Source organism: Bradyrhizobium altum (genome assembly GCF_020889705.1).
Classification (GTDB): domain Bacteria; phylum Pseudomonadota; class Alphaproteobacteria; order Rhizobiales; family Xanthobacteraceae; genus Bradyrhizobium; species Bradyrhizobium altum.
The window spans coordinates 1-10,868 of sequence record NZ_JACMYP010000281.1 but is presented as its reverse complement, the minus strand read 5'-3'; the positions used below and the strand labels follow the sequence as shown (position 1 = coordinate 10,868).

At 65.6% G+C, this 10,868-nt stretch carries 11 protein-coding genes and 1 pseudogene; 5 read left to right on the top strand and 7 right to left on the bottom strand.

Translation table 11 applies throughout. The features are described 5' to 3' along the window. The 4 genes and pseudogenes from H8B02_RS39785 to garD form a co-directional block, all read left to right on the top strand. On the top strand, positions 1–693 hold a 693-nt coding region (locus H8B02_RS39785), incomplete at its 5' end, for a 5-dehydro-4-deoxyglucarate dehydratase (protein WP_229171171.1). A gap of 31 nt (positions 694–724) precedes the next feature. Continuing rightward, a pseudogene (gene gudD / locus H8B02_RS39780) lies at positions 725–2,081 on the top strand (glucarate dehydratase). Between the two features lie 17 nt (positions 2,082–2,098). Continuing rightward, complete coding sequence (locus H8B02_RS39775) at positions 2,099–3,547, top strand: aldehyde dehydrogenase family protein (RefSeq protein ID WP_229171170.1); 1,449 nt, start codon at positions 2,099–2,101, stop codon at positions 3,545–3,547. Between the two features lie 107 nt (positions 3,548–3,654). Further along, entirely contained in the window at positions 3,655–5,193 is a 1,539-nt protein-coding gene (garD, locus tag H8B02_RS39770) for a galactarate dehydratase (protein ID WP_229171169.1), read from the top strand. Positions 5,194–5,277: 84 nt separating this feature from the next. Here garD and H8B02_RS39765 read toward each other — a convergent pair whose 3' ends face one another. Continuing rightward, a complete protein-coding gene (locus H8B02_RS39765) occupies positions 5,278–5,535 on the bottom strand; it encodes a hypothetical protein (protein ID WP_212315726.1) in 258 nt (85 codons plus the stop codon). Positions 5,536–5,753: 218 nt separating this feature from the next. Here H8B02_RS39765 and H8B02_RS39760 point away from each other — a divergent pair, with 218 nt between their 5' ends. Continuing rightward, positions 5,754–5,960: a hypothetical protein gene (locus H8B02_RS39760; RefSeq protein WP_229171168.1), complete on the top strand. Its 207-nt coding sequence runs from the start codon at positions 5,754–5,756 to the stop codon at positions 5,958–5,960. 62 nt (positions 5,961–6,022) lie between these two features. On the opposite strand, the gene H8B02_RS39755 is transcribed toward H8B02_RS39760, so the two are convergent. The 6 genes from H8B02_RS39755 to H8B02_RS39730 all read right to left on the bottom strand — a co-directional run. Continuing rightward, a complete protein-coding gene (locus tag H8B02_RS39755) occupies positions 6,023–6,895 on the bottom strand; it encodes an ABC transporter permease (RefSeq protein ID WP_229171167.1) in 873 nt (290 codons plus the stop codon). After that, positions 6,892–7,725, bottom strand: a complete 834-nt coding sequence (locus H8B02_RS39750; protein WP_229171166.1) for an ABC transporter ATP-binding protein — start codon at positions 7,723–7,725, stop codon at positions 6,892–6,894. Before H8B02_RS39750 ends, H8B02_RS39755 begins: the two co-directional genes overlap by 4 nt. Further along, complete coding sequence (locus tag H8B02_RS39745) at positions 7,722–8,783, bottom strand: ABC transporter substrate-binding protein (RefSeq protein ID WP_229171165.1); 1,062 nt, start codon at positions 8,781–8,783, stop codon at positions 7,722–7,724. Before H8B02_RS39745 ends, H8B02_RS39750 begins: the two co-directional genes overlap by 4 nt. Then, positions 8,783–9,916: a 3-isopropylmalate dehydrogenase gene (gene leuB / locus H8B02_RS39740; protein ID WP_229171164.1), complete on the bottom strand. Its 1,134-nt coding sequence runs from the start codon at positions 9,914–9,916 to the stop codon at positions 8,783–8,785. Before leuB ends, H8B02_RS39745 begins: the two co-directional genes overlap by 1 nt. Then, on the bottom strand, positions 9,913–10,563 hold the full coding sequence (leuD, locus tag H8B02_RS39735) for a 3-isopropylmalate dehydratase small subunit (RefSeq protein WP_229171163.1): 651 nt from the start codon (positions 10,561–10,563) through the stop codon (positions 9,913–9,915). Before leuD ends, leuB begins: the two co-directional genes overlap by 4 nt. 3 nt (positions 10,564–10,566) lie before the next feature. Continuing rightward, positions 10,567–10,868: aconitase family protein (locus H8B02_RS39730; RefSeq protein WP_249795575.1), on the bottom strand; the 302-nt coding region annotated here is incomplete at its 5' end.

Below are 10,868 nucleotides of genomic sequence, written 5' to 3'. Positions count from 1 at the left end.
CCCGTGCTGGCCGGTACCGGCTACGGCACCGCCATCGCGCGCGAGATCGCTGTCGGCGCCGAGAAGGCCGGCGCCGACGGCCTGCTGCTGCTGCCGCCCTATCTCACGCATGCCGAGCAGGACGGCCTCGCCGCCCATGTCGAGGCGGTGTGTTCATCGGTCAAGATCGGCGTCATCGTCTACAACCGCGACAATGCGATCCTGCAGCCCGACACGCTGGCGCGTCTCTGCGAGCGCTGCCCGAACCTCGTCGGCTACAAGGACGGCATCGGCGACATCGAGCTGATGACCCGCGTCTACACCAGGCTCGGCGACCGCCTGACCTATATCGGCGGCCTGCCGACCGCGGAGACCTTTGCGCTGCCCTATCTCGACATGGGCGTGACCACCTATTCGTCGGCGGTGTTCAACTTCGTGCCGGAATTCGCGACCAAATTCTACGCGGCAGTGCGCCGGCGCGATCATCAGACCATCCATGCAGGTCTGAAGGATTTCATCCTGCCGCTGATCGCGGTACGCAACCGCAAGAAGGGTTATGCGGTGTCGATCATCAAGGCCGGCATGAAGGTGATCGGCCGCGATTCCGGCCCGGTGCGGCCGCCGCTTGGCGATCTCACCGAGCAGGAGGTTGCCGAGCTCGCAGCGCTGGTGGCGAAGCTGCCGCAGGCCGCAACGCAGCAGGCGGCGGAATAAGCCGAACGGCCAACGACCAAGGGAGGAGCAGATGATTCAAGACACGATCCGCACCGGCTTTGCCGGCGCCCCCGTCGTCACGGCGATGGAGGTGATCCCGGTCGCCGGCCGCGACGGCATGCTCCTCAATCTGAGCGGCGCACATGCGCCGTTCTTCACCCGCAACCTCGTCGTCCTCACCGACAACTCCGGCCACACCGGCGTCGGCGAGGTGCCGGGCGGCGAGAAGATCCGCAAGACGCTGGAGGACGCCCGCGACCTCGCGCGTCGGCCAGAGCATCGGCGCGTGCAACAACATCCTGGCCTCGATGCGCCAGACCTTCGCCGACCGCGACGCCGGCGGCCGCGGCAAGCAGACCTTTGACCTGCGCGTTACCATTCATGCAGTGACCGCGGTGGAATCCGCGCTGCTCGATCTGCTCGGCCAGCATCTCAATCTCCCGGTCGCAGCCTTGCTCGGCGAAGGCCAGCAGCGCACCAGCGTCGAGACCCTCGGCTATCTGTTCTTCGTCGGCGATCGCAAGAAGACCAGCCTTCCTTATGTGGAGGGTGAGACCGGCAAGCCGGACTGGTTCAACCTGCGCCATCAGGCGGCGATGACGCCGGAGGCGATCGTGCGCCTCGCCGAGGCGACGCAGGCGCATTACGGCTTTGCCGATTTCAAGCTCAAGGGCGGCGTGCTCAAGGGCGAAGAAGAGATCGAGGCCGTCACCGCAATTGCAAAGCGCTTTCCGAAGGCCCGCGTCACGCTCGATCCGAATGGCGCCTGGTCGCTCGACGAGGCGATCCGGCTTTGCAGCAACATGCATGGCGTGCTCGCCTATGCCGAGGACCCCTGCGGCGCGGAGGCCGGCTTCTCGGGCCGCGAGATCATGGCCGAGTTCCGCCGCGCGACGGGGCTGCCGACCGCGACCAACATGATCGCGACCGACTGGCGCCAGCTCAGCCACGCGCTGCGGCTTGGGGCGGTCGACATTCCGCTCGCCGATCCGCATTTCTGGACTATGCAAGGCTCGGTGCGGGTGGCGCAGACCTGCCGCGACAACGGCCTGACCTGGGGCTCGCACTCCAACAATCATTTCGACATTTCGCTGGCGATGTTCACCCATGTCGGCGCCGCCGCCCCGGGCAAGGTGACCGCGATCGACACCCACTGGATCTGGCAGGACGGCCAGGCGTTGACCAAGGAGCCGCTGCAGATCAAGGGCGGCAAGATCGCGATCCCGGATCGGCCGGGCCTCGGCATCGAGCTCGATCGCGCTGCCATCGAGGCGGCGAACGCGCTATACAAGCAGCATGGCCTCGGCGCCCGCGACGATGCGCTGGCCATGCAGTTCCTGATCCCCGGCTGGACCTTCGACGACAAGCGTCCCTGCCTCGTGCGCTAACAAGAAAGGTTGGAAACATGACCGCTCACCAGAAGAACTTCATCGCCGGAGAATGGGTCGACGGAACAAGCATCACGCGGGACATCAACCCCTCCAACACGGCCGACGTGGTCGGCGAATACGTCAAGGCCGACAAGGCACAGACCGAAAAGGCGATCGCCGCGGCGAAGGCCGCCTTCCCGGCCTGGGCGCGTTCGACGCCGCAGGAGCGCTTTGACGCGCTAACCAAAATTTCGGTCGAAATCCTCGCCCGCAAGGAAGAGCTCGGCCGCCTGCTGGCGCGCGAGGAAGGCAAGACGCTGCCGGAAGGCATCGGCGAGGTGGCGCGCGCCGGACAGATCTTTGCGTTCTTCGCCGGCGAGGCGCTGCGGCTGATGGGCGAGAAGGGCGCATCGGTGCGCCCCGGTCTCGATGTCGAGATCACCCGCGAGCCGGTCGGCGTCATCGGCATGATCACGCCCTGGAATTTCCCGATCGCGATCCCGGCCTGGAAGATCGCCCCCGCGCTCTGCTACGGCAACACGGTGGTGTTCAAGCCGGCGGAGCTGGTGCCGGGCTCCGCGCACGCGCTGTCCGAGATCATCGCGCGCTCCGGCATTCCGGCCGGCGTGTTCAACCTCGTGGTCGGCTCCGGCTCCGTGGTCGGCCAGACCCTGCTCGATCATCCGGACGTTGCCGCGATCTCCTTCACGGGCTCGGTGCAGACCGGCCGCAAGATCGCGCAGGCCTGCGTGCTCTCCAATCCGATGAAGAAGTTCCAGCTCGAGATGGGCGGCAAGAATCCGCTGGTCGTGCTCGACGACGCCGACGTCAAGGTCGCGGTCGAGGTCGCGGTCAACGGCGCCTATTTCTCGACCGGCCAGCGTTGCACGGCCTCCTCGCGCCTGATCGTCACCGCAGGGATTCACGACCGCTTCGTCGCCGCGATGACCGAGCGCATGAAGGGCCTTTCGGTGGACGACGCGCTGAAGAGCGGCGTGCATGTCGGCCCCGTCGTCGACCAGAGCCAGCTCGACCAGGACCTGCGCTATATCAAGATCGGCCAGGACGAAGGCGCCCGCCTGCACTGGGGCGGCGAGCTGCTGAACCGCGAGACGCCCGGCTTCTACCTGCAGCCGGCACTGTTCACCGAGGCGAACAACCAGATGCGCGTCGCCCGCGAGGAAATCTTCGGCCCGGTCGCCTGCGTGATCCGCGCCAAGGATTACGAGGAGGCGCTGGCGATCTCCAACGACACCGAGTTCGGCCTCGCCTCGGGCATCTGCACGTCAAGCCTGAAACACGCCTCGCATTACAAGCGCAACAGCGAGTCCGGCATGGTGATGGTCAATCTGCCGACCGCCGGCGTCGATTACCACGTGCCGTTCGGCGGCCGCAAAGGCTCGAGCTACGGCGCGCGCGAACAGGGCGCCTATGCCCGCGAGTTCTACACCACGGTGAAGACGGCTTATACGTTCCCGGGTTGAGATTCGTAGGGTGGATTAGCGTCAGCGTAATCCACCATCGGCACCGTACATCAAACATGGCGGGTTACGCCTTCGGCTAACCCGCCCTACAAACTTCCGGAGCCCTCATGGACCAGTCGATCGGCGCGCAGGAGCCCCGCTACATCAAGCTCAACGCGCGCGACAATGTCGCGATCGTCGTGAATGATTTCGGCCTGCCCGCCGGCTCCCGTTTCGCCTGCGGCCTGACGCTGCGCGCCTTCGTGCCGCAGGGCCACAAGACCGCGCTGGAAGATATCGCCGAGGGCGCACCGATCATCCGCTATGGCGAGGTGATCGGCCATGCGCTGTCGCCGATCCTCGCCGGCGAATGGGTCGACGAGGCGCGCATCCAGATGCCCGAGGCGCCTTCACTTGATCGGCTCGAGATCGCAACCGCGGTGCCGCCGGCGCTGCCACCGCTCGAAGGTTTTACGTTCGAAGGCTACCGCAATCCCGACGGCTCGGTCGGCACCAAGAACATCCTCGGCATCTCCTCCTCCGTGCAATGCGTCAAGGGCACGATGGAATATGCGGTCAAGCGCATCCGCGCCGAGCTGCTGCCGAAATATCCCAACGTCGACGACGTCGTGCCGCTGACCCACGCCTATGGCTGCGGCGTCGCCATCACGGCGCCCGACGCCGTGGTGCCGATCCGCACGTTGCAGAACCTCGCGCTCAACCCGAATTTCGGCGGCGAGATCCTGGTCATAGGCCTCGGCTGCGAGAAGCTCGCGCCGGAACGGCTGGTGCCGGAGGGCGTCAGTGACGCCATCGTGCGGATGCAGGACGAAGCCTTTGACGGCTTCGGCGCCATCGTCGATGCCATCATGACGCAGGCGGAGACCCGGCTGAAGGTGCTCAACGCCCGCACGCGCGAGACCTGCCCGGCCGCCGATCTCGTGATCGGCCTGCAATGCGGCGGCAGCGATGCGTTTTCGGGCGTCACCGCCAACCCTGCAGTCGGCTTCGCGGCCGACCTCTTGGTGCGATCAGGCGCGACCGTGATGTTCTCGGAAGTGACCGAGGTGCGCGACGCGATCCAGCTTCTGACCCGCCGCGCCGTCAACGAGGATGTCGGCCGCGCGCTGATCCGCGAGATGGCTTGGTACGACGCCTATCTGGCCCGCGGCGGCGCCGACCGCAGCGCCAACACGACGCCGGGCAACAAGAAGGGCGGGCTCGCCAACATCGTCGAAAAATCCCTGGGCTCGATCGTCAAATCGGGCTCCGGCCCGATCTCAGGTGTGCTGTCGCCGGGCGAGAAGGCGCGGCAGAAGGGCATGCTGTTTGCCGCGACGCCGGCCAGCGACTTCATCTGCGGCACCTTGCAACTCGCCTCCGGCATGACCTTGCAGGTGTTCACGACAGGCCGCGGCACGCCCTATGGCCTTGCCGCAGCCCCTGTCATCAAGGTCGCGACCCGCAGCGAGCTGGCGCGGCGCTGGAAGGACCTGATCGATTTCGACGCCGGCTGCATCGCGACCGGCGAGAAGACGATCGAGGAGACCGGCTGGGACCTGTTCCGCCTGATCCTCGACGTCGCGAGCGGCCGGACCAAGCCGTGGTCGGACCGCTGGGGCATCCACAACGATCTGACGCTGTTCAACCCGGCGCCGGTCACCTAGCAACAGCGCAGGCCAACCTGCACATGGAAAGTCCGCCGTGACGGGGTCAGCGGCGGACTTTCATTTTCATGGTTTTGATCGGTATCAATCGTCGTCGTGATGGATCACGGTCTTGCTGCGATTGCCGAACTCGTCCTGCTTCTTGATCACCGTGGTCCGGTCACTGCGCGGCTCACGCTCCCTGATCACCGTGGTGCGGTCGCGATCCCGATCGCGATATTCATGCGACTCGCCGACCGTGACGCCCGCGCCGACGGGACCGGCACGAACACCGATTTCATCGGCGAATGCGGGCGAAGCGATCGCGGTCACCATGGCCGCGGCAAACAGATACTTCCTCATGACGTCTCTCCTCCTCCAGTTGCGATGTGAAGGAGGAACGTCGAGTGCGACATAGCGTTCCTATATCGATCATGATGCAGATGCTCACGCGCAGATGCGGAAATCTGCGCGGGGAACCTCGCTGAACAGGCATTCACCTATATGGCGAAATGCTCATGTTCCATGCGTTGAATAGCCTGATTTGATGTCCCACGTCCTCATCAACAGGAGGACGTTCCATGAAGCAATCGCAGCACTATCTCGACAATGCGGAGAACTGCGCGCAGCTTGCCGAGCGCGCCGATGACGACCCGACCTACAACCGCTACAAGCGCATGGAGGCGGCTTGGCGCGCGCTGGCCAAGGAGCAGGATTGGCTCGACGGCGAAACCTCGCCGTCGGAAACCGCAGCCGCAGGTCGGTCGGAAACCGCAGCCCAAATCTGAGTAAGCCCAGGTCTGGAAATGGCCCGCGCGCGACAAAATGAAATGTCGCCGCGGGCCGCTTCTTAGTCGGCGCTGCGCTGCCGCTGCCAGCGCAGCAGATAAGCCTGCAGCCGCCAGATGATCGCCGACAGCACGACGCCGACCAGCATCAGCACCACGACCGCGACCATCATGCCCGAGGCCTCGCCGCGCGCCTCGGACTCGATGATGAGGCGACCGATGCCGCGCTCGGCGCCGATGAACTCGCCGACGATCACGCCGATCAGCGCGAACGAGATCGCCGGCGTCAGCGAGGCGAACACCCAGGCCATGGTCGACGGGATCACCACGGTGCGGGTGATCTGCCACTCGCTGGCGCCAAGCAGCCGCGCGGCATTGGTGAAGCCCTCGTCGATCGAACGCGCGCCCTCGAAAGTGTTGAAGAACACCAGGAACACGACGACGATCCAGGAGGTGACGATCTTCGACATGTCGCCGATCCCGAACGCCAGCACGATGATCGGCGCCAGTGCGATCCGCGGGATCGAATTCACCGCGGTGATGAAGGGCTGGAAGATCGCGCTGAGCCGGTCGGATCGCCCGAGGATCAGCCCGGCGACGAAGCCGCTGACCACGCCGGTGACGAAGCCGAAGAAGGTGTTCTTCAGCGTGATCGCCGTCGCGGCCCAGAGATTGTTCTCGTTGCGCGCCAGGCACTTTGCGAACTCGCCGTTGAACCAGCCGTTGAAGACGCCGAGCTTCGATTTCAGGCAGCTCTGGATCAGGAAGTTGTCGAAGATCATCGACGGCTTCGAGATGAAATAGGGATCGAGCAGATCGGGCACCAGCCACGGCAGCCTCGTGCGCAGGTCGTAACCCCATTGCCACACCGACAGCACGATGGCGCAGATCAGGACCTGCCAGCCGATCGTGCCGAGCGTGCTGTATCGCCTCATGCGCTGCGACCTTTGACGAATTCCTCGCCGAGCGAATGCCAGATGTGCTGGAACAACTCGGCATACCGCGGGGTCTCGCGCACCTTCACCGCATCGCGCGGGCGCGCGAAGTCGACTTCGAACATGTCCTTGATGCGCCCCGGCCGCGCCGAGAACAGGATGATGCGGTCGGCGAGCGTCAGCGCCTCGCCGAGATCGTGGGTCACGAACAGCACGGTCTGCTGCTCGCGCTCCCAGATCCGAAGCAGCACCTCGTGCATGTCGATCTTGGTGTGGGTATCGAGCGCGCCGAACGGCTCGTCCATCAAGAGAATCTGCGGCTCGACGATCAGGGTCCGCATCAGCGCCGCGCGCTGCCGCATGCCGCCGGACAGTGCCGATGGATAGGCGTTCTCAAATCCCTTGAGCCCGGCCTGCGCGACGCATTCGGCGATACGGTCTCTCCGTTCCGACACCGGCACGCCGGATAGCTCCAGCCCGTAGCCGATATTGTCGGCGACGGTCCGCCAGGGGAACAGCGTGTCGCGCTGGAAGACGTAGCCGACATCGGGTGTCGCCTTGCCGGCGACGACGCGCTTGCCGTCGATCAGGATCTCGCCGCCGGTGGGGCGGATCAGCGAGGCGATCATGTTGAGCACCGTGCTCTTGCCGGAGCCCGACGGCCCGAGCAGCGCGACGAACTCACCGCGTCGCACGTCGAAGCTGACATCGCGAACGGCCTCGATGGTGGTCCTGGCGAGCTGGAACGACTTGCTCAGGCCCTTGACCTCGACGCGGCGATCGGCCGACGCGCGCGGCGACAAGGGTGCGCTCGTCTCGAGCGCGCTCAACCCGGATAGGCCTTTCGCGCCGCGTCGATGAGATTGGAGTTGACCACTTCGGCGATCTTGAGCGGCTTGATCCCGGTCATCTCGCGGAACCAGACTTTTTCGCCGCGCGCGAAGCTCGCCGCGTCGATCGAGCCCTCATAGTCCGCGACCTTCTGGATCGCTGATATCTCCAGCAGATTGGCGTCGCGCGAGGTGCTGCCGACATAGGGTTCGATGGCATCATAGACCTCGGCCGGCTTGTGCGCCTTGATCCATTGCGAGGCACGCCACAGCGCGGTGACGTAGGCCTGCATCTTCGCGGGGTCCTTGTCGATGGTGGCCTGCAGCGTGAAATGCGCGGTCACCGGCACCTTGCCGCCGATATGCTTGTTCCAGATCGCCTCGTCGGTGCCGTCGAACAGCAATTCGCCCCAGCCCTGCTGCTGCGCCTCGTTGAGCAGCGACAGCGAGCTGACGAGGATATCGACCTGCTTCGACTTCAGCGATCCCAGCATGGTGTCGACATTGCCGGTGCCGATCCAGGTCACCTTGTCGTCGAGCCTCATGGTTTCCATGTAGTAGGATGCCCAGACATGGTTGGTGCCGCCGAGCGAGGAGACCGAGACGATCGGCTTGCGGCCGTCAGGTCGTTTCCATTGCGTGAAGGCCTCCAGCGAGTTGATGCCCTGATCCTTCAGATCCTTGCGCAGGATGAACATCACCGAGTTCGACCGTGTGTCGACCGGCAGCAGCACCCGCGCGGCGCGGCCATGATTGGTCAGCTGCATCGGATGGGTGACGTCGCCGATGCCGATGTCGCCCTGCGACGAGGCGATGATCTCGCGGGTCTTCACGCCGCTGCCGCCCTGCACCAGCTTGCAGTCGAGCCCGGCTTCCTTGAAGTAGCCGATGCGGTCCGCAACAAATTGTGTCTGATAGACCGGCACCGCGACCGGATAGATTGCGCGGCCGGTCGCGGCCTGCGCCCATGCACGCCCGGTCGCCAGCGCCGCGCCGCCGGCGGCGATCACCGTCAGGGCCGATCGCCTCGAAAGGTGGGGCATGGTGAGGCGCGCCATCACGCGTGCTCCTTCGCCGAGATCTTGTCGAGCGCGCTGAGCACCGCATCGCCCATCTGGGTGGTCGACAGCTTCTTCGCCCCGGCCTCAGCGATATCGGCGGTGCGCGCACCGGACGCCAGCGCAGCTTGCACCGCCTGCTCCAGCAGGTCGGCATCCTCAGGGCGATTCAGCGTCAGGCGCAACAGCATCGCGACGCTGAGGATCGAGCCGAGCGGATTGGCGATGCCCTTGCCCGCAATATCAGGCGCGCTGCCATGCACCGGCTCATACAGCGCCTTGCGCCGGCCGAAGCGATCCACCGGACCGAGCGAGGCCGACGGCAACATGCCGAGCGAGCCCGAGGCCATCGCCGCGCAATCGGACAGGATGTCGCCGAAGATGTTGCCCGTCACCATGACGTCGAATTGCCGCGGTTCGCGCACGATTTGCATCGCGGCGTTGTCGACATAGAGATGGGTCAGCTCGACGTCGGAGAATTCCTCCTTGTGCAGCCTGATCACCTCCTCGCGCCAGACCACGCTGGTCTCCAGCACATTGGCCTTGTCGACCGAGCAGACCTTGTTGCGCCGGGTCCGCGCCAGTTCGAACGCCGAGCGCGCCACGCGGCGGATCTGGTTCGTCGTGTACTGCTCGGTGTTGAAGCCGCGGCGCTGTCCATCGGGCAATGTCTCGATGCCGCGCGGCTCGCCGAAATAGATGCCGCTGGTCAATTCGCGGATGATGACGAAATCGACGCCATCGAGCACCTCGGGCTTGAGCGGCGCCGACGCCGACAGCGCCGGGCTCGCCGCGATCGGCCGCAAATTGGCGTAGAGATCGTATTTGCTGCGCAGCCCCAGCAGGCTGCCGGCCTTGCGCGCCGCCGCCGGCACTTCGGTGGTCTCCGGTCCGCCGGTCGCGCCCCACAGGATGGCGTCGGCCTCGTCCATCGCCTCCGCGGTGTCCTCGGGCAGCACTTTGCCGGTCGCCAGATACGGGATCAGGCCGTACTGCGCCTCGCGCAAGGTCATCGGCACGTTCCGTTTAGCCGCGAACCACTCGAGCACGCGGCGCGACTGTGCGGTGACCTCGGGACCGATGCCCTCGCCGCCGACAACGGCGACCTTGACCATGTTGGATTGCGTGCTCATGCAGATGTCCTTGAAGCGGGTGTTCTCTGAAAATGAATCCAGGGCCGCGCCGTGCGGTCGGCGGCCTGGAAGGCGTGGATCTGGTCGTCGCGCTGCAATGTCAGCGCCACCTCGTCGAGCCCCTTCAACAGCCCTTCGCGCCGCCGCGGATCGATTTCGAAGGAATGCCGCGCGCCCGACGGCGAGACGATGGTCTGCGCCTCGAGGTCGATCGAGACCTTGCCCGCGCCCTGCGTCGCCGCGATGTCGGCGGCAAGCGAATCCACCACCGCCTTGTCGACGACGACGGGTAGGATTCCATTCTGGAAGCAGTTGGCGAAGAAGATGTCGCCGAACCCCGAGCCGATGATGGCGCGGATGCCGCGCTCCTGCAGCGACCACACCGCGCCTTCGCGCGACGAGCCGCAGCCGAAGTTCGGTCCGGTCACCAGGATCTCCGCCTCCCGGTACGGCTCGCGGTTGAGGATGAAATCCGGATTCTCCGAGCCGTCGGCCAGATAGCGCAGCGAGCCGAACGCCCATTTGCCGAGCGTGCCGCGGATCGAATTGCCAACCAGGCGCTCGATGCGGATGATCACGTCGGTATCGATATTGGCGCGCATGATCGGCGCAGCGGTCGCGGTGAGCTTGTCGAACGGTTTCGGCATCGTCTAGCGCCCCATCATCCTGACATCGGCGATCGCACCGGCAATGGCCGAGGCCGCCGCACTCGCGGGGCTCGCCAGGTGCGTCCGTGCCCGCGGCCCCTGCCGGCCGACGAAATTGCGGTTCGAGGTCGAAACCGAGCGCTGCCCGGGCGCCACCACCTCGCCATTGGCGGCAAGGCACATCGAGCAGCCCGGCTCGCGCCATTCGAAGCCGGCGTCGATGAAGATCTTGTCGAGCCCTTCGGCGACCGCCTCGCGCTTGACATTTTCCGAGCCCGGCACCACCCAGGCGCGGACACCGGCGG

Excerpts from the sequence above, each read along its gene's own strand:
- H8B02_RS39775 (WP_229171170.1), top strand. The coding sequence starts at position 2,099 with ATGACCGCTCACCAGAAGAACTTCATCGCCGGAGAATGGGTCGACGGA.
- garD (WP_229171169.1), top strand. The coding sequence starts at position 3,655 with ATGGACCAGTCGATCGGCGCGCAGGAGCCCCGCTACATCAAGCTCAAC.
- H8B02_RS39765 (WP_212315726.1), bottom strand. The coding sequence starts at position 5,535 with ATGAGGAAGTATCTGTTTGCCGCGGCCATGGTGACCGCGATCGCTTCG.
- H8B02_RS39760 (WP_229171168.1), top strand. The coding sequence starts at position 5,754 with ATGAAGCAATCGCAGCACTATCTCGACAATGCGGAGAACTGCGCGCAG.
- H8B02_RS39755 (WP_229171167.1), bottom strand. The coding sequence starts at position 6,895 with ATGAGGCGATACAGCACGCTCGGCACGATCGGCTGGCAGGTCCTGATC.
- H8B02_RS39745 (WP_229171165.1), bottom strand. The coding sequence starts at position 8,783 with ATGGCGCGCCTCACCATGCCCCACCTTTCGAGGCGATCGGCCCTGACG.
- leuB (WP_229171164.1), bottom strand. The coding sequence starts at position 9,916 with ATGAGCACGCAATCCAACATGGTCAAGGTCGCCGTTGTCGGCGGCGAG.
- leuD (WP_229171163.1), bottom strand. The coding sequence starts at position 10,563 with ATGCCGAAACCGTTCGACAAGCTCACCGCGACCGCTGCGCCGATCATG.